Origin of the sequence: Micromonospora sp. NBRC 110009 (assembly GCF_030518795.1) — a bacterium.
Taxonomy (GTDB): Bacteria; Actinomycetota; Actinomycetes; order Mycobacteriales; family Micromonosporaceae; genus Micromonospora.
On the sequence record NZ_CP130427.1, the window covers coordinates 5,725,012 to 5,743,198 of the forward strand.

Consider the following 18,187-nt stretch of genomic DNA (forward strand, 5'->3'; position numbering starts at 1 on the left):
ACGGGTAGGCGCGGCGCCGGGAGGCGGGCGCCTCCGGGATCGAGGGGGGCCATGGGAGTCGCCGTTGCCATCGTGCTGGTCATCGTCGTCGTGCTCGTGGTGCTCGTGCTGTCGCTGAGTGTCCGGCTCGTGCAGCAGTATCAGCGGGGCGTGGTGTTCCGATTCGGCCGGGTGATGGACCGCATCCGGCAGCCCGGCTTCCACCTGATCATCCCGGTCGCCGACCGGATGGTGCGGGTCAGCATGCAGACCACCGTGATCGGGGTGCCCGCGCAGGGCGTGATCACCCGGGACAACGTCACGCTCACCGTCGACGCGGTCGTCTACTACCGCGTGGTCGACCCGGTGAAGGCGCTGGTCAACGTCCGCGACTACCCGTCGGCCGTGCTCCAGGTGGCGCAGACCGCGCTGCGCTCGGTGATCGGCAAGGCCGACCTCGACACCCTGCTGCGGGACCGGGACCGGATCAACGCCGAGCTGAAGGCCGTCATCGACGCGCCGACCGAGAAGCCGTGGGGCCTGCTCATCGAGCGGGTCGAGGTGAAGGACGTGTCGCTGCCCGAGGGGATGAAGCGGTCGATGTCCCGCCAGGCCGAGGCGGAGCGGGAACGCCGGGCCCGGGTGATCGCGGCGGACGGCGAGTTCCAGGCGTCCCGCCGGCTCGCCGACGCCTCACGGGCGATGGCGAACACGCCGGGCGCGTACCAGTTGCGGCTGCTGCAGACGGTGGTGGACGTCGCCGCGGAGAAGAACAGCACGCTGGTCATGCCGTTCCCGGTGGAGCTGCTGAAGTTCTTCAACGCGTTCGCCGAGGGCGCCCGTGCGCCGGCGGCGCAGACCCCGACGCTCGGTCCGACCACCGAGAGCGTGGCCGCGGCCGCCGAGGGGGACGGGCACCGACGCGAGGGCTGACCCGGCCGCCGCCGGTCAGGCCGGGGCCGCCGGGCTCCGCTCGCCCGCCTGCGCCGGCACGGTCACCGCGGCCGGCTTCGGCAGGGTGAAGACGAAGCGGGCGCCGCCGGCGTACGCGTCGTCCAGCCGCAGCGCGCCGCCGTGGTACTCGACGATCTTCTTGCAGATCGCCAGGCCGATGCCGGTGCCGTCGTACGCGTCCCGGGCGTGCAGCCGCTGGAAGATCAGGAAGATCTTGTTGGCGTACCTCGGGTCGATGCCGATTCCGTTGTCCGCCACGGCGAACGACCAGGCGGCCGGCTCCTCGGTGACCTCGACCCGGACCCGGGGCGCCCGGTCGGCGCGGCGGAACTTCACCGCGTTGCCGAGCAGGTTCTGCCAGAGCATGGTGAGCAGGGTCGGGTCGCCCTGCACCACGGGCAGCGGGTCCGCGGTGACCACCGCGCCGGCCTCGGCGATCGGCCGGGACAGGTTCGACTCGGCCTGCTCCAGCACCTCGGCGAGGTCCACCTCCCGGTCGTCGCGGTAGAACCGCCCGATCCGGGAGAACGCCAGCAGGTCGCTGATCAGGTTCTGCATCCGGGTCGCCCCATCCACCGCGTACCCGATGTACTGGCGGGCCCGGTCGTCGAGCTGGTCGGCGTAGCGGCGCTGGAGCATCTGGCAGAACGACGCCACCTTGCGCAGCGGCTCCTGCAGGTCGTGCGAGGCGACGTACGCGAACTGCTCCAGGTCCTCGTTGGAGCGGCGCAGCTCGGCGGCCTGCTCCGCGAGGGCGTCCCGGTGCCGCCGGCTGGTCTTCAACGCGTCCACCACCCGCTGCCGCATCGTCTCCACATCCGCGGTGAGCCGGGCGATGTCGGCCGGCCCCTCGGTGGTCAGGCGGTGGTCGAAGTCCCCACCGGCAACCTGCCGCACCGAGGCGCCCAGCCGGCCCAGCGGGCGCAGCACGGTCACCCGGACCAGCACCGAGATGACGATGCTGGACAGCAGCAGCATCGCCAGGATCGACACGAAGAGCAGGTCGCGCAGCGCGCGGGCAGCGTCCAGGTCGGCCCGCCCGGCCGCCTGCAGCCGGTCCAGCCGGGTCTCCAGGGTGGTCAGGGCCCGCTGGGCGGCGTCGAAGGCGAGCCGGCCCCGCTCCACGATCGGGGCCAGCTCCGCCGCCGTGGCCCCGGCCCGACGGGCCGCGATCAGCCGGGTCGGATAGTCCGCCCGCCAGCGGTCGGCGAGGGTGAGCGCCGCGTCCAGCTCGCGGCGCACCCCCGGCTCGTCGGCGAGGAGGTCGCGCGCCCGCCGCGCCACCGCGCGCTCGCTTGCCACCCCGTCGTCGTACGGGCGCAGCAGCTCCGGATCGCCGGTGACGAGGTAGCCGCGTACCGCCGCCACCTGCTCCAGCAGGCCGCTCTCCAGACGGCTCACCGCGGTGCGGGCGGGGGAGATCCGGTCCGCCAGGCGGTCGGAGACCGCAGCCGTGTGCGACAGCGCCGCCGCGCCGACTCCACCGCCGGTGAGCACCAGGACGGTCATGGCGAGCATCATGACGCTCAGCCGACCGCTCGTCGTCATCCGCGACCGGCGACCCTCGGTGGCGGACCCGTCCGCCGGCGCTGTCCTGCGCACGGCAGCACAGTAACGGAGGGCCGGGAATGTCGCGCGAGAGCGATGCTCAGTCGAGCAGGCCGCCGGTGGGCAGCGGCAGCCCCGGCAGCAGTGGCGACAGGGACGGCAGCGGCAGGTCGGGCAGGGGCAGCAGCGGACTGGCCGCGCCGCTCGGGGAGGTGCGCGGCGCGCCGCCGGCACCGGACCGGGACGGCTGCGGTGCGGGGGCCCGGCTGCCGCCGGAGGGACGCGCGGCGGGCGTGGTGGGTCGGGGGGCGGGCGTGGCGGCGGCCGGCGGGGTGGCCGGCGGCGGCTCCTGCGCCGCGGCGAGGTCCCGGGCGAGCGCGTCGAGCTCGGCACGCAGCCGGTCGGCCGTGGCCGGGTCGGTGACGTCGGCGAGCTCGTGGCGGGCTCGGTCGACGAGTTGTCGGGCCGCGTCCCGGTCTCCGGCGGCCAGCGCGGCGCGGGCCTGGGCGATCAACTCCTCGACGTCGCGCACCTCGGCCTGCTGCGGGTACAGGACCCGGGTCAGCGACCACAGTGGGCTGCCCGGCCCGGCGTTGCGGCTGCCGACGCCGAGCCCGGCCACCAGGGCGAGCAGGGCCACGGCGGCCGCTGCGAGGCGTACCGCCCAGGGCCGGTGCCGGCGGGCCGGCAGCGGCGTCGGGGCCGCCGCCGTCCGGGTCTGCGGGGTGGTCAGCGGCAGCGGGACGGGCGTCGTGGGCTCGCCGTCCGGTGCGGCCGGCCGGAGCGCCGGGGCGGGGGCGCCGTCGGCGACGTCGGCCTGCCAGGCGGCGAGCATCGCGGCCAGGTCGTCGCCGGGCGGGGCCGGCTCACTGCGCCCGAGGGCGTCGAGCAGCAGGTCGTCGCGGGCGAGGAGCTCCAGATCCATCGCCTCGTCACCGCCTCCCGTGCGCTCGTTCATGCCGCCACCTCGTCAAGCGACCCCTCGGCAAGGGTACGGAGCCGGGCCAGTGCCCTCGACTGGGCCATTCGCACGGCGGCCGCCGTCATTCCGACGATCGTGCCCACCTCGTCGGCGGAGAGGCCCACCGCGACGCGCAGCAGGATGATCTCCCGCTGGACGTCGGGCAGGCGGTCCAGCAGCGCGGACAGGCGCCGCGCCAGGTCGCTCGAGACGGCCTGCTGCTCCGGCCCGGGCGCGGCGTCGGGCTGTTCCAGCGGCGCGTCGGTGGGGGTGACCGCGGCGTCCCGGACGGCGGCCCGCTGCGCGTCGGCGACCTTGTGGGCCGCGATGCCGTAGACGAAGGCGGCGAACGGCGCACCCTGCTCCCGATACCGGGGCAGCGCGCGCAGCACCGCCACGCACACCTCCTGGGCGACGTCGTCGGCGGTGGTGTACGCCCCGCCGACGCGGCCCAGCCGGGCCCGGCAGTAGCGCACCAACCCCGGCCGCACGTCGGTGAGCAGCGCCTCGATCGCCGCCGGGTCGCCCGCGGCGGCCCGGCGGACAAGCTCTGACTCGATCGCTGTCGTCATGACGTTCGCGAGACACCCTCATTGCCGGCCGGTTTCCGGCACGCTATCCGGACCCGGCCGGTTTTGCCTAGCTCGCCGACCGTCCGTGGCAGGTGACGCAAAGTAGTTTGTTGCGTCCGGCCGACCCCGCCCGATGTCCCAGGTGAGACGAAGGGAGGGGCGATGGGCGTCGAGGTGGCGGTCCACGGACTCACCAAGTCCTTCGGTGGGCACCCCGTGTGGTCGGACATCACCCTGACCCTGCCCGCCGGCGAGATCTCCGTCCTGTTGGGACCCTCCGGCACCGGCAAGTCGGTGTTCCTCAAGACGCTGGTCGGGCTGCTGCGGCCCGACCGGGGCTCCATCGTCATCGAGGGCCGGGACCTGCCCCGGCTCTCCGAACGCGACCTGTACGAGGTGCGCAAGCTGTTCGGCGTGCTGTTCCAGGACGGCGCGCTGTTCGGCTCGATGAACATCTACGACAACGTGGCGTTCCCGCTGCGCGAACACACCCGCAAGTCCGAGTCGCAGATCCGGGCCGTGGTCAACGAGAAGCTGGACATGGTGGGCCTGGTCGGGGCGGAGCGGAAGCTGCCCGGCGAGATCTCCGGCGGCATGCGCAAGCGGGCCGGCCTGGCCCGCGCGCTCGTCCTCGACCCGCAGATCATCCTCTTCGACGAGCCGGACTCCGGGCTGGACCCGGTCCGCACCGCCTACCTCAACCAGCTCATCATCGACCTCAACCAGCGCACCGAGGCGACCTTCCTGATCGTCACCCACGACATCAACACCGCCCGGACCGTCCCGGACAACATCGGCCTGATCTACCACGGTCACCTGGCCATGTTCGGGCCCCGGGAGATGCTGCTGTCCAGCACCGAGCCGGTGGTGCGGCAGTTCCTCAACGCGCAGCGGATCGGCCCGATCGGGATGGCCGAGGAGAAGGACGCCGACGAACTGGCCGCCGAGGCGGAGTCCGGGGCGGAGCTGCCGCCGCTGCCGCCCATCCCGCTGCAACTGCCCCCCTCCGACGGGCTGCCCCGCCGGGCCGAGCGCCCACCCGGGCAGTGGTGCCGGGAGCACGGCGTCACGCCGCCGCCCGGCTCGTTCGCCGGCCGGGGGGACGAGGAACGACCCACCATCGACCTGGGCCCGCACCTCGCCGCGGACGGCCGCCAGCGGGAGGTGACCGGATGAGCGCCCCGACCACCGCGGTCCGCAACACCGGCGAGTTCTTCGCGTTCTGCCTGGACACCCTGCGCGGCCTGGGCCGGCGGCCGGTGCAGGTCCGCGAGTTCGTGCAGCAGGCCTGGTTCATCAGCTCGGTGTCGATCCTGCCCGCCGCGCTGGTGTCCATCCCGTTCGGCGCGGTCATCGCCCTCCAGCTCGGCTCGCTGGTCCGCCAGCTCGGCGCGCAGTCGTTCACCGGCGCCGCGTCGGTGCTCGCCGTGGTCCGCGAGGCCGGTCCGATCGTCACCGCGCTCATCATCGCCGGCGCCGGCGGCTCGGCGATCTGCGCCGACCTGGGCTCCCGCAAGATCCGCGAGGAGCTGGACGCCATGCAGGTCCTCGGCATCGACCCGATCCACCGTTTGGTGGTGCCCCGGGTGCTCGCCTCGATGCTGGTCGCCGTCCTGCTCAACGGGCTGGTCAGCGTCGTCGGGGTGACCGGCGGCTACACCTTCAACGTGGTGCTGCAGGGCGGCACGCCCGGGGCGTACGTGGCCAGCTTCCAGGCCCTCGGGCAACTACCCGACCTGCTGGTGGGCGAGGTGAAGGCGCTGCTGTTCGGCGCGGCCGCCGCGCTGGTCGCCTGCTACAAGGGGATGACCGCCAAGGGCGGACCGAAGGGCGTCGGTGACGCCGTCAACCAGAGCGTCGTCATCACCTTCATGCTGCTGTTCGCGCTGAACTTCCTCGTCACGGCCGTGTACTTCCAGGTCGTACCGCAGAAGGGAAGCTGACATGACCCCGCTGCGCTACCTCGACGACCTCGGCGGCCAGCTCGCCTTCCACCTGCGCGCCCTGGCCTGGGCGCCGCGTACCCTGCGCCGCTACAAGCGCGAGGTGATCCGGCTGCTGGCCGAGGTCAGCTTCGGCACCGGCGCGCTGGCCGTGCTCGGCGGCACCGTCGGCGTCATCTGCTTCCTCACCTTCTTCACCGGCACCGAGGTCGGGCTCCAGGGCTACCAGGCCCTCGACCAGATCGGCAGCAGCGCCTTCACCGGCTTCGTCTCGGCGTACTTCAACACCCGCGAGATCTCGCCCCTGGTCGCCGCGCTGGCCCTGTCCGCGACCGTCGGCTGCGGCTTCACCGCCCAGCTCGGCGCCATGCGGATCTCCGAGGAGGTCGACGCGCTGGAGGTGATGGGCGTGCCCTCCCTGCCGTTCCTGGTCACCACCCGGATGATCGCCGGCTTCATCGCCGTCGTCCCGCTGTACGTGATCGGGCTGCTCGCCAGCTACCTGGCCACCCGCACCATCGCGGTCGGCTACTTCGGACAGTCCGCCGGCACCTACGACTACTACTTCCACCTCTTCCTGCCGCCCGGGGACGTGCTCTGGTCCTTCGGCAAGGTGCTGGTGTTCAGCGTGATCGTGGTGCTGGTGCACTGCTGGTACGGCTACACCGCCCAGGGCGGACCGGCCGCCGTCGGCGTCGCCGTCGGGCGGGCCGTGCGGACCGCCATCGTCGCGGTCAACGTCGTCGACTTCTTCCTCTCCCTGGCCATCTGGGGCGCCACCACCACCGTCCGGATCGCGGGGTGACCATGCGACACCGTCTTCTCGGCATCGTCTTCATCGCCCTGCTGACCGCGGCGCTGACCGCCTCCGTGCTGCAGTACCGCAAGGCGTTCACCCCGGTCGACCGGGTCACCCTCCAGGCCGACCGGGCCGGCCTGCAACTCCTCGAAGGCGCCGACGTCAAGGTTCGCGGCGTCGTGGTCGGCGACGTCCGCTCGATCCGCAGCGACGGCGACGGGGCGGTCATCGGGCTCGCCCTCGACCCCGCCACCACCGGCCGGATCCCCGCCGACGTGACCGCCCGGCTGCTGCCGAAGACCCTCTTCGGCGAGCGGTACGTGGAACTCGTCCCGCCGACGGGCGGCACCGCCGACCCGATCCGCGACGGCGCGGTCATCACCCAGGACCGCAGCCGCACCGCGGTCGAGCTGGAGCGGGTGCTCGACCAGGCGCTGCCGCTGCTGCAGGCCATCCGCCCGGACCAGCTCGCCGCCACCCTCGGCGCGATCGCCACCGCGCTGGACGGGCGCGGCGACCAGCTCGGCGCCAACCTCACCCGGCTCGACGCGTACCTGCGGCAGCTCAACCCGCAACTGCCGACCATCACCGAGGACCTGCGCCAGCTCACCGCCGTGCTGGACAGCTACGACGCCGCGCTGCCCGACCTGCTCGCGTTGCTGCGTGACGTCACCGTCACCGCCGGCACGGTCAGCGACCAGCGCAGCCAGCTCGCCGCGTTCCTCGCCGACACCACCGACACCGCCGACACCACCCGCGGCTTCCTCGACCGGCACGGCGACCAGCTCATCCGGCTCGGCGACGTCAGCCGCCCGGTGCTGGAACTGCTCGCCACCTACGCCCCCGAGTACCCGTGCCTGGTGCACGGGCTGGTCGCCCTGCAACCGCGGGTGGAGGAGGTCTTCGCCGGCGGTCGGATGCACATCACCCTGGAGGTGACCCGCGACGGCGGCCCGTACGAGCGGGGCCGCGACGAGCCCGTCTACGCCGCCGACGACGGCCCGAACTGCCGGCACCTGCCGAACCCGCCGCTGCCCGCCCCGGAGGTGCCGGTCGCCGACGGCTACGACTACGGCGGCACCCGTACCCGACCACTCCTGCCGGTCGGCCTGCCGGCCGGCCCGGCGGCGCCCGGCACCGCCATGGGCCAGGCCGGCACCGGCGAGGAGCAGGCCCTGGTCAAGCCCCTCGTCGGTGGACTCACCGGCACACCCCCGGTCGAGGTGCCCGACATCGCGGTGCTGCTCTGGGGCCCGCTGCTGCGCGGTGCGGTGGTGAACGCCCGATGACCGGGAAGACGACCTCCGCGCTGGTCAAACTGGTGGTGTTCGCCGCCGTCACGCTGCTGGCCACCGGCCTGCTCGCCCAGACCCTCGGCGCGTTCCCACCCGACGGGGTCACCTACCGGGCCCGGTTCACCGACGTCACCGGCCTGCTCCCCGGCGACGACGTGCGCGTCGCCGGGGTCCGGGTCGGCAAGGTCGCCGACATCGCCGTGGTCGACGACACCGTCGCCGAGGTGGCCTTCACCGTCGACCGGGACGTGCCGGTGGCCGCCGGCGTCCGCGCCGCCATCCGCTACCGCAACCTGGTCGGCCAGCGCTACCTGGCGCTGACCGAGGGGCCGGGGGACGGGCGGCCGCTGCGGGCCGACGGGCTCATCCCGCTCACCCAGACAAGGCCCGCGCTTGACCTGACCGTGCTGTTCAACGGGTTCCGGCCGCTGTTCACCGCGCTCAACCCCGACGACGTCAACAAGCTCGCGTACGAGATCATCCAGGTTCTCCAGGGCGAGGGCGGCACGGTCGCCAGCCTGCTGCGGCGGACCGCGTCGCTGACCACCACCCTGGCCGACCGGGACGCCGTGATCGGCCGGGTGGTCACCAACCTCAACCAGGTCCTGGGCACCCTGGCCAGCCGCGACCGCGAGCTGGACCAGAGCGTCAGCCAGCTCCAGCAGTTCGTCTCCGGGCTCTCCGCCGACCGCACCGCCATCGGCGAGGCCCTGGTCAACCTCGGCGAGCTGACCGACACCACCGCGGGGCTGCTGCACGACACCCGGCCGCCGCTCGCCGCCGACGTCCGGGCCCTCGGCGACCTGGCCGGCACCCTCGACCGCAACTCGGCCGTCCTCGACGCCACCCTGGGCCGGCTGCCGCAGCGCTACGAGTCGCTGACCCGGGTCGCCTCCTACGGCTCCTGGTTCAACTTCTACCTGTGCGACTTCGACGGTCGGGTGGCCGTCGCCGGCCAGCCGCCGCTGACCACGCCCGGCGTCAGCGCCCCCGCCGCCCGCTGCGCCACCGGAGGTGCCCGGTGAAACCGTTCCGCGAACGCAACCCCGTCGTCGTCGGCGCGGTCGGCCTGGCCGTGATCCTCGCCGCGCTGCTCGGCGCCTTCCAGCTCGACCGGATCGCCGCGCTCACCGGCCGCACGTACCAGGCGGCGTTCCACGACGCCAGCGGGCTGGCCACCGGCAACGAGGTCCGGGTGGCCGGGGTGCGGGTCGGCATGGTCACGGCCGTGGAACTCGCCCGCGAACCGCAGCCGTACGTGCGGGTCCGCTTCCGGGTCGACGACGACGGCGTACGCCTCGGCAGGGACACCGGCGCCACCATCCGGATCAAGACCGTGCTCGGTCAGAAGTACCTCGCGTTGGCGCCCGCCGGCCCCGGCAGGCTGCCCGAGGACGGGCAGATCCCGCTCGACCGCACCGCCGCCCCCTTCGACGTGGTGCAGGCCGTCACCGGGCTGGCCGACACCCTCGACAAGGTCGACACCGACCAGCTCGCGCAGGCGTTCACCACCCTGTCCGAGACCTTCGCCGACACCCCGGCCAGCGTCGGCACCTCACTGACCGGGCTGTCCCGGCTGTCCCGCACCGTCGCCAGCCGGGACGCCGAACTGCGTGCCCTGCTCGCCCGCGCCCACACCGTCACCGGCGTCCTGGCGCAGCGCGACGAGGAGTTCCGCAAGCTCGTCACCGACGGGGAGAAGCTGCTCGCCGAGGTCAGCCGCCGCCGCGACGCCATCCATCAGCTCCTCGTCGGCACCGACCAGCTCGCCACCGAGCTGTCCGGACTGGTCGCCGACAACCGCGGCCAGCTCGAACCGGCGCTGCGCAAGCTGCGCGACGTGGTCGCCGTCCTGCAACGCAACCGCGACGACCTGGAGCAGACCATCCGGCGGATGGGACCGTTCGTCACCGCCTTCGCCAACGTGGTCGGCAACGGCCGCTGGTTCGACTCCTACGTCGATGGTCTGCTCCAGCCGTACCTGCCCACGACGGGAGGACGCTGATGCCCGGTCCCATCCAGCGCTGGCGACGCCCCCTCGCCGCGGCCACCGTCCTGCTCACCGCCGTCGCCGCCGGCGTCGTGGTGTGGCGCCACGAGACACCCCAGCGGCGGGTCGTCGCGTACTTCACCCGGGCCGTCGGGGTGTACCCGGGCTCGGACGTCCGGGTGCTCGGCGTCCGCGTCGGTGAGGTCGAGAAGGTCGTCCCGCAGGGCACCACCGTCCGGGTCGAGATGCGCTACGACCCGGCGCTGCGCGTCCCCGCCGACGCCCAGGCGCTGATCGTCCCGCCCAGCGTGGTCAGCGACCGCTACGTGCAGCTCACCCCGGCGTTCACCGGCGGACCCGACCTCGCCGACGGCGCCGAGATCCCGGTCGCGCGGACCGCCGCGCCGATGGAGATCGACGACATCTACGCCGCGCTGGACGAGTTCAACAAGACCCTCGGCCCGCAGGGCGCGAACGCCGACGGCGCCCTGTCCGACCTGGTCGCCACCGGCCGGGCCAACCTGGAAGGCAACGGCCAGCACCTGCACGACACGCTCGACGGGCTCTCCCGCGCGCTGGACACCCTCTCCACCGGGCGCGGCGATCTGTTCGGCACGGTGGTCAACCTGCAGCGCTTCACCACCACCCTGGCCCGCAGCGACGAGCAGGTACGCCGCTTCAACCAGCAGCTCGCCGACGTCGCCGAGCAGCTCGCGGGGGAGAAGGAGGAACTCGCCGCCGCCCTGCGCAACCTCGCCACCGCGCTGGCCGAGGTCACCACCTTCGTCCGGCAGAACCGGAGCGCGCTCACCTCCAACGTCACGGCGCTGGCCGACATCACCCGGGTGCTGGTCCGCCAGCAGCAGGCCATGATCCAGATCCTCGACGTGGCGCCCCTGGCCGTGGGCAACCTCAACCTCGCCTACAACCCCCGCTCCGGCACGCTCGACACCCGGGACAACGCCCTGGGCCCGTACGACCCGGCCACCTTCGCCTGTTCCCTGATCGTGGCCCAGCTCCCCACCGAGGTGCCGGCGAAGTGCACCGCGCTGGCGCAGACCCTGCACTCCCGTGGTCTGCCCCTCACCGACCAGCTGCGCAAGCTGCTCAAGCTGCCGCCCGGCGCCCCGGCGGCCGGCGGGTCCCCACCGGGCTCCGTCAGCTCCCCCGGTGCGCCGACCGCCGACGAGGCGCCGGGCGGCTCCACCACCACGAGCGACCCCACGCTCGGCGGCATCCTGCGGGGCTCGGCGTGACCGCCCGGCGGCTGCGCCTGCTGGCCGCCGCGCTCACCGTGGCGCTGCTGCCCGCCGGCTGCGGCCTGCCCGAGGTCGCCGACCTGCCGCTGCCCGGCGGCGAGCCGGCCGGCGACGGCTACACCGTCACCGCCGAGTTCTCCGACGTGCTCGACCTGGTGCCGCGCGCCGCCGTCAAGGTCGACGACGTCACCGTCGGCACGGTGGAGAAGATCTCCCTGTCCGGCTGGCACGCCCAGGTCCGGCTGCGCCTCGACCGCGCGGTGCGGCTGCCCGCCAATGCCACCGCCGCCGTGCGCCAGAGCAGCCTGCTCGGTGAGAAGTACGTGACCGTGGCGCCGCCGCCCACCGAGCCGGCCCGCGGCCGGCTCGCCGACGGTGACCTCATCCCGCTGTCCCGCACCACCCGCGGCGCCGAGGTCGAGGAGGTCCTGGCCGCCCTCGGCCTGCTGCTCAACGGCGGCGGCCTGGCGCAGCTCCAGACCATCAACGCCGAACTCGGCAAGGCCCTCGCCGGCCGCGAACCGGAGCTGCGGGACACGCTGACCCAGCTCGACACCTTCATCGGCGGACTCGACCGGCAGAAGGCGGACATCGTCCGCGCCATCGACGCGCTCGACCGGCTCACCGGCCGCCTCGCCCGCCAGCGGCAGGTGGTCGGGGACGCGCTGGACTCCCTCGCGCCCGGCCTGACCGTGCTGGCCCGGCAACGCGCCCAGCTCACCCGGTCGCTGACCGCCCTCGGCCAGCTCGGCACCGTCGGCACCCGGGTGGTCGAGCGCAGCCGGGAGGACACCGTGGCCAGCGTGCAGGCTCTGAAACCGATCCTGGAACAGCTCGCCCGGGCCGGCGACGACCTGCCGAAGTCGCTGGACTTCATGCTCTCCTACCCGTTCCCGCCGAACGTCACCGGCGCGATCGTCGGCGACTTCGTCAACCTCTCCGTCACCGCCGACCTGGACGCCGCGAGCATCCTGGCCAACCTGGTGGCCGCCGCGCCCGCCCCGGCGACGGGTGCCCCCCGCACCAAGGCCCCGAGCGCGTCCCGGCCGCCGGTCACCGGCCCGGCGGTCCCCGGCGGCACACCCGGCGGGGTCCTTCCCGAGCTGCCGCTGAAGTGTCTGCCGGAGCTGACGGACTTCCCGGCCACCTGGACCCCGCCCAAGGAATGCGGACTGCCGGAGGGCTGCCAGCTGCTCAAGCCCGGCTCGACGGTGCCCCTCGGCGGGCTGCTGCTCCCCAAGGGCATCGTGCCCGCCGGCACCGCGCTGCCCGCCGGCACCGAACTGCCGGACGGCACCGTGCTCACCGCCGATTGCGTGCTGCCGCTGACCGGAGCCGTCACCGGACAGATCGGCGGGCTGACCGACATGCTGGGTGGAGGGCTGATCCGATGATCGGACGTACCACGAAACTCCAGGTCATCGCCTTCGTGCTGGTGAGCGTCCTGGGCATCGGCTACGTCGGGATCCGCTACGTCGGCCTCGGCGACAAGCTGCTCGGCGCCGGCTACCTGGTCCACGTCGACCTGGCCCGCGCCGGCGGCCTGTTCGCCAACGCGCCGGTCACCTACCGCGGGGTGCCCGTCGGCCGGGTCACCGCCGTCGGACTGCACGGCGACGGCGTCCGCGCCGACCTGCGCATCGACCGGGGCGTCCGGGTGCCCGAGGCGCTGCGGGCCGTGGTCGCCCAACGGTCGGCCGTGGGGGAGCAGTACCTCGACCTGCGGCCCGACCGCGACGGCGGGCCGTACCTGGCCGACGGCGCGGTCATCCCGGCCGACCGGACCGGCCTCCCGCTCGCCCCGGAGACCCTGCTGACCAACCTGGACGCCCTGGTGCGCTCGGTCGGCCCGGACGACCTGACGGTGCTGATCACCGAGCTGGGCACCGCGTTCGAGGGCAACGAGCAGGCCCTCGCCCGGATCCTCGACTCCGGTGACGCCCTGCTCACCGAGGCCGACACCCGGCTGCCCGAGACGCTCGCCCTGATCCGCGACGCGCGTACCGTGCTCACCACCCAGGCGGAGTCCGCCGAGGCGCTGCGCCGCTGGTCGGCCGGCCTGGCGCAGCTCGCCGCCACGCTCCGCGCCGCCGACCCGGACCTGCGCAAGCTGCTCGCCGTCGGGCCGCCGGCCGGCACCGAACTGCGCGCGCTGCTGCGCGGCCTGGAACCGGACATCGGAACCCTGCTCGGCAACCTGGTCACCGTCAACGGGATCGCCGCCCGCCGCCTGCCCGGCATCGAGCAGCTCCTGGTGGTCTACCCGATCGCGGTGGCCGGCGGGTTCACCGTCACCCCCGGCGACGGCACCGCCCACCTCGGACTCGTGCTCAACGTCAGCGACCCGCCGTCCTGCGTCTACCACGGCGGCGGCACCCGCTGCAGTGCCCGGGACCGCGCCGCCGGGGGGAGCGCCCGGGGCGCCGGGAACGCGCCCCGCCCGTCCGGCGCCGACCCGGCGCCACCCGCCGCCGAGGAGGAGACCACCCCGGGGTACGACCCCGCGACCGGCCTGGTGCTCGGCTCCGACGGCGCACCGCTGCAGTTCGGCGGCACCGGCGGGCAGTACCGCACGGCCGGCGACCAGTCCTGGAAACAGCTGTTGCTCGCCGGGCTGACCCCGTGACCGGCGTACCGGAGGAGGTGGCGGTGACCAGCCGCAGGAACACCACATTCAGAGTCATCAAGGGCGCGAAGGCCGGTGGCCCGACCCCGGCGCGCCGGCGCGTGGTCACCGTGCTCCGCCCGGCCGAGCCGATCGAGCAGGTGCTGGAACGCCTCGACCAGGAGCCGGTCGAGGACCCCGCGGAAGCCGGCGACCTCACCGTGATCGGCGACCCCGCGGAGGTCGAGGACCTGCCCGAACCCGCCGACGAGCCGCGCCGCCTCGCCGGTCGCCGCCACCCGTCCGTCCAGGTGGTCCGGAACCCGCGGGCCGGATCCGACGAGGACACCGGATCCGCCCCCGCGGCGGACCCACGCCAGCCGGCCCGGTCCGGCGGCGCGCACCGCGGCCGCGTCCGCACCGCCCTGCTCGTCGTGCTGCTCGCCGCCGCCCTGGCCGGCGCCGGCGTCTACGGCCACCGCTGGTACGTCGACCGGGCCACCGACCAGGCGCACCGGGAGGCCGTCGCGGCCGCCCGGCAGGCCGCCGTCAACTTCGTCTCGGTCAGCGCCGCCAGCGTCGACCGGGACCTGCAACGCGTCACGGCCGGGGCCACCGGCGACTTCAAGGACGAGTTCACCCGCGGCCAGGCGCAGGTCCGCACCGCCGTGGTGGAGAACAAGGTGCAGTCGCAGGGCAGCGTGCTCCGCGCCGGCCTGGTCTCCGGGGACCGCCGGCACGCGGTGGTGCTGGTGGCCGTCGACGCCACGGTGAAGAACGTGAAGGCGCCCGATGGCCGCCCGTCGCACTACCGCATCCAGCTCGACCTGGTCCGGGACCGGGACTCGGGCGAGTGGCTGGTGTCCAAGCTCCAGTTCGTCGGCTGACCGGAGGAGAAGACCATGCGTGTCCCGACCGTGCTGCGCCGGCGCCCCGCGCGGCTGCGATCCGTGCCCGTGCTCGTCCTCGCGATCGTCCTGGCGGCGGTCGTGGCCCTCGCCGGCTGGTACGGCGACCACCGCGCCGGCGCGCGCGACCAGGCCGTACGGCAGGCCCTGGCCACCGCGCCCGCCGCCGCCAAGGCCCTCTTCTCGTACGACTACCGCACCTTCGACGACAGCGTCGCCAACGGGCGCAGCTTCGCCACCGGCGCTTTCGCCGACGAGTACGCCCAGACCACCGCCGCGCTCAAGCAGACGGCCACCAAGCAGCAGGCGGTCGTGCTGGCCGAGGTCTCGGCCACCGGCGTGGTCAGCGCCGCGGCGGACCGGGTCGAGCTGCTGCTCTACCTCAACCAGTACCGGCGCAACGTGACCACGGCGGGGGAGAAGGTCGATCAGAACCGGGTCGTGCTCACCATGGTCCCGGTGGGCGGCGAGTGGAAGGTCGTCAAGGCCACCGCGATCTGACCGGCGGGCTTGCCGGCGTCTGCTAACTGTGGCGGCGTGTCCGTAACCGACCACGCCCCGGCCGCGCCGCCCGGCCCGCCCCGGACGGGCCCCGGATGCGGCCGGCGCCCGGGTTCCGGGGCCGCCGTCCGGCGGTGGGAAGCACCCGTTGCGCCGATGGACGCCAGCCCCGGCGGGACCAGAATGATCGGCGAGACGGGGGCCGACACCCGTCCCTGGAGCGCCGTGGGGTTCGTCGCATGAGCGGCTGGCAGCTGTCCGGCTACACGCCGGTCCGTCGGCTCGGCGCCGGCGCGTCGGGCAGCGTCATGCTCGCCACCCACGACGCCACCGGCACCCCGGTCGCCATCAAGTACCTGGTGCGCGACATCGGCGACGACCCGTCCTTCCGGAGCGCCTTCCGCGAGGAGGCGCGGCTGCTCGGCGAGATCGACGACCCGCACGTCTCCCGGCTGTACGAGTACGTCGAGTCTCCCGGCGGCGCGGCCATCGTGATGGAGCTGGTCAACGGGGTGTCGCTGCGGCAGATGCTGCGCGCGCACGGCCCGACCACGCCCGAGTCGGCGCTCTGCGTGCTCAAGGGCTCGCTCGCCGGGCTCGCCGCCGCGCACGCCCACGGCGTCGTGCACCGCGACTACAAGCCGGAGAACGTGCTGGTCACCGGCGAGGCGCTGAGCAAGCTCGCCGACTTCGGCATCGCCATGCCGGTCGGCCGGGGTTCCGACACCACCGTCTCCGGCACACCCCGCTACATGGCCCCCGAGCAGTGGACCGGTGCCCCGGCCAGCCCGGCCTGCGACATCTACGCCGCCACCGCGACCTTCTTCGAGTGCCTCACCGGCCGCCCCCCGTACCAGGCGGGGGACCTGTTGGCCCTGCGCGAGCAGCACGCCTCCGCGCCGATCCCCACCGACCCGGCCCCGGCGCCGGTGCACGACCTGCTCCGGCACGGGATGGCCAAGCAGCCCGCCGACCGCCCGCAGCCCGCCCAGGTCTTCCTGGAGCTCCTCGACCGGGTGGCCGGCGCGGCGTACGGCCCGGACTGGGAGCGGCGCGGGCTGCGTGAGCTGGCCCGCCGGGCCGCCCTGCTCGCCGCGCTGTGGCCGTTCCCGGACGGCACCGGTGGCGCCACCAGCCTGGCCAGCACCGTGCTCGGCGCGGGCGCGGCGCCGGTCCGCCGTGGCCTGTTCCGCCGGGGCCGGAAGCGGACCGCGCTGGTCGGCGGCGCCCTCGTCGCGGCCCTGCTGGCCGGCGGCGCCGGCTACCGGTACGCCGCCCAGGACGACCCCGCCGTCGCGGCGGCCCCGCCCGCCCCGGCCGGCGTCGACCCGGCCGCGACCGACCCGCAGAGCAGCAGCCCGACCGACGCCGGCACGCCGAGCCCCACCCCCGGCCCGAGCGGGTCGGCCAGCCCCACGCCGGCGGCGGCCCCGAGCGCCACGCCCAGCCGGTCCCGGCCCGCCACGCCAACCCGTTCCCCGGTGCGCACCACCGCGCCGGTGCCGACCCCGTCGACCAGCACCCCGCCGCCGGACGGCACCGCCCCCACCGTCGGCGACGTCACAGCCAACCCCGGTCAGCTGGAGCCCAAGGGTTGCCCGTACGGCTACCAGACGAGCACGGTCGCCGCCAAGGTCACCGACGACCGCAGCGGCCCGGCCGCCCTCGAGGTCAGCTTCCGCTACACCCTGGAGGGCGTCACCGCGACGGTCGGGATGAGCTCGGCCGGTCGCGGCGTGTTCCGGGGGACTCTGGGCCCGCTGCCGGCGCCGAGGCAGAGCAGCCGGATCCCCGTCCAGGTCACCGCCGTCGACGCCGCCGGCAACACCGCCACCTCGGCGTCCCCGGTGTACGTGACCCTCTACAACTACTGCAGCCCCGGCTAGGAGAGTCGACGTGCCCGCTACCAACCGATCCACCGCGGCCCGGGGACGGCTCGGGTGACCCGGCCGGAGGAGCCCACCGAGGCGTTGACCACCCGGCCGCTGCCCGTCGACCCGGGGGCGACCGTCGACCTCGACCGCACCCTGCCGGTCGGCGGCGCCGAGCCCACCGTGCCCCTCGCCGCCACCGATGCCACGGTGCACCTCGCCGCCACCGACGCCACCGTCCACCTCGGCGCACCGGAGCGGACCGCGCACCTCGGCGGGCCGACCGCCGCCGAGCCGGCCGTCCACTTCGCCGCGACGGCCGACCCGCGGCCCACCACGGCCGGCCCCACCCTGGCCGCGACCGCTCCGGCCACCGCTGGGACCGGTGGCGCGACCGGCGCGTACCCCCGGACCACGGGGGAGGCGCGGGCGGCGACCGGCGCCGCGCAGCCGGCACCCGGCGGCGAAGTGCGCTTCGGGCCCGGCGTGCCGGTCACGCCGCCGGCCGCCCCCGCCTGGCCGACCGTGGCCGGGGCGCGCCGGCCACGGCCGCTGTGGCGCCGGGTGGTCTCGGCGCTCTCCACTCTGCTCACGGCCGCCCTCCTCGTGGTCGTCGGGCTCTACCTGTGGCAGCGGCTCAGCCCGCTGGAGGTCGAGGGCGTCAGCGTGGCCGTGCCGCAGCCGGCCGGCGAGCGCTGCGACGTCACCGTCGACGTGGTGGCCACCGTGCGGACCAACGGCCGGGGCGGGGTGATCCGGTATCAGTGGCTCCGCTCGGACGCGCCGCCGGGCGCCCTGCTCACCGAGCGGGTCGGCCGGGGCCAGCGCACCGCCACGCTCACCCTCAAGTGGACGTTCAGCGGCGTCGGCGCCACCACCGGGACCGCCACCGTCAACCTCGTCGAGCCGTCGCCGGTGCAGGCCGGCACGCAGGTCGCCTACCGCTGCCGGCGGGGCTGACCGCGTTTCTCCGCACGGCGCTCCGGGTAGGTCAAAGCGGAC

Annotated in this window: 17 protein-coding genes; 14 read left to right on the top strand and 3 right to left on the bottom strand. The window is 74.6% G+C overall.

Going from position 1 to position 18,187, the window contains the following annotated elements:
- Positions 1-51 precede the first annotated feature (51 nt).
- On the top strand, positions 52-912 hold the full coding sequence (locus Q2K19_RS26970) for an SPFH domain-containing protein (protein ID WP_302764907.1): 861 nt from the start codon (positions 52-54) through the stop codon (positions 910-912).
- 15 nt (positions 913-927) lie between these two features.
- Here the strand turns inward: Q2K19_RS26970 and Q2K19_RS26975 are convergent, their stop codons facing one another.
- Genes Q2K19_RS26975 through shbA form a run of 3 tightly spaced genes read right to left on the bottom strand, consistent with a single transcriptional unit; the run spans position 928 to position 4,014 of the window.
- Entirely contained in the window at positions 928-2,535 is a 1,608-nt protein-coding gene (locus Q2K19_RS26975; RefSeq protein ID WP_302764908.1) for a sensor histidine kinase, read from the bottom strand.
- Positions 2,536-2,581: 46 nt separating this feature from the next.
- Entirely contained in the window at positions 2,582-3,439 is an 858-nt protein-coding gene (locus Q2K19_RS26980; protein WP_302764909.1) for an anti-sigma-D factor RsdA, read from the bottom strand.
- The gene (gene shbA, locus Q2K19_RS26985) at positions 3,436-4,014 is read right to left on the bottom strand and encodes an RNA polymerase sigma factor ShbA (protein ID WP_302764911.1); all 579 of its coding nucleotides are present in this window, start codon (positions 4,012-4,014) and stop codon (positions 3,436-3,438) included. The genes Q2K19_RS26980 and shbA overlap by 4 nt, the downstream gene beginning before the upstream one ends.
- Before the next feature lie 162 nt (positions 4,015-4,176).
- Between shbA and Q2K19_RS26990 the strand changes: the two genes are divergently transcribed.
- From Q2K19_RS26990 to Q2K19_RS27050, 13 genes are all read left to right on the top strand, one after another.
- Positions 4,177-5,190: an ABC transporter ATP-binding protein gene (locus tag Q2K19_RS26990; protein WP_302764913.1), complete on the top strand. Its 1,014-nt coding sequence runs from the start codon at positions 4,177-4,179 to the stop codon at positions 5,188-5,190.
- The gene (locus Q2K19_RS26995; protein ID WP_302764916.1) at positions 5,187-5,957 is read left to right on the top strand and encodes an MlaE family ABC transporter permease; all 771 of its coding nucleotides are present in this window, start codon (positions 5,187-5,189) and stop codon (positions 5,955-5,957) included. The genes Q2K19_RS26990 and Q2K19_RS26995 overlap by 4 nt, the downstream gene beginning before the upstream one ends.
- Before the next feature lies 1 nt (position 5,958).
- A complete protein-coding gene (locus Q2K19_RS27000) occupies positions 5,959-6,762 on the top strand; it encodes an MlaE family ABC transporter permease (protein WP_302764918.1) in 804 nt (267 codons plus the stop codon).
- Positions 6,763-6,764: 2 nt separating this feature from the next.
- Positions 6,765-8,045, top strand: a complete 1,281-nt coding sequence (locus tag Q2K19_RS27005) for an MCE family protein (RefSeq protein ID WP_302764920.1) — start codon at positions 6,765-6,767, stop codon at positions 8,043-8,045.
- A complete protein-coding gene (locus tag Q2K19_RS27010) occupies positions 8,042-9,076 on the top strand; it encodes an MCE family protein (RefSeq protein WP_302764922.1) in 1,035 nt (344 codons plus the stop codon). The genes Q2K19_RS27005 and Q2K19_RS27010 overlap by 4 nt, the downstream gene beginning before the upstream one ends.
- Complete coding sequence (locus Q2K19_RS27015) at positions 9,073-10,056, top strand: MCE family protein (protein ID WP_302764924.1); 984 nt, start codon at positions 9,073-9,075, stop codon at positions 10,054-10,056. The genes Q2K19_RS27010 and Q2K19_RS27015 overlap by 4 nt, the downstream gene beginning before the upstream one ends.
- Positions 10,056-11,297, top strand: a complete 1,242-nt coding sequence (locus Q2K19_RS27020; RefSeq protein WP_302764925.1) for an MCE family protein — start codon at positions 10,056-10,058, stop codon at positions 11,295-11,297. The genes Q2K19_RS27015 and Q2K19_RS27020 overlap by 1 nt, the downstream gene beginning before the upstream one ends.
- Positions 11,294-12,694: an MCE family protein gene (locus Q2K19_RS27025; protein WP_302764927.1), complete on the top strand. Its 1,401-nt coding sequence runs from the start codon at positions 11,294-11,296 to the stop codon at positions 12,692-12,694. Before Q2K19_RS27020 ends, Q2K19_RS27025 begins: the two co-directional genes overlap by 4 nt.
- Positions 12,691-13,926: an MCE family protein gene (locus Q2K19_RS27030; protein ID WP_302764928.1), complete on the top strand. Its 1,236-nt coding sequence runs from the start codon at positions 12,691-12,693 to the stop codon at positions 13,924-13,926. Before Q2K19_RS27025 ends, Q2K19_RS27030 begins: the two co-directional genes overlap by 4 nt.
- 23 nt (positions 13,927-13,949) lie before the next feature.
- The gene (locus tag Q2K19_RS27035; RefSeq protein ID WP_302764930.1) at positions 13,950-14,792 is read left to right on the top strand and encodes a hypothetical protein; all 843 of its coding nucleotides are present in this window, start codon (positions 13,950-13,952) and stop codon (positions 14,790-14,792) included.
- Between the two features lie 15 nt (positions 14,793-14,807).
- The gene (locus tag Q2K19_RS27040; RefSeq protein ID WP_302764931.1) at positions 14,808-15,314 is read left to right on the top strand and encodes a hypothetical protein; all 507 of its coding nucleotides are present in this window, start codon (positions 14,808-14,810) and stop codon (positions 15,312-15,314) included.
- Between the two features lie 239 nt (positions 15,315-15,553).
- Positions 15,554-17,200 (top strand): serine/threonine protein kinase, encoded by a 1,647-nt coding sequence (locus Q2K19_RS27045; RefSeq protein ID WP_302764932.1) that lies wholly within the window; start codon positions 15,554-15,556, stop codon positions 17,198-17,200.
- Between the two features lie 54 nt (positions 17,201-17,254).
- Positions 17,255-18,145, top strand: a complete 891-nt coding sequence (locus Q2K19_RS27050) for a hypothetical protein (protein ID WP_302764934.1) — start codon at positions 17,255-17,257, stop codon at positions 18,143-18,145.
- The last annotated feature ends 42 nt before the right edge of the window (positions 18,146-18,187 follow it).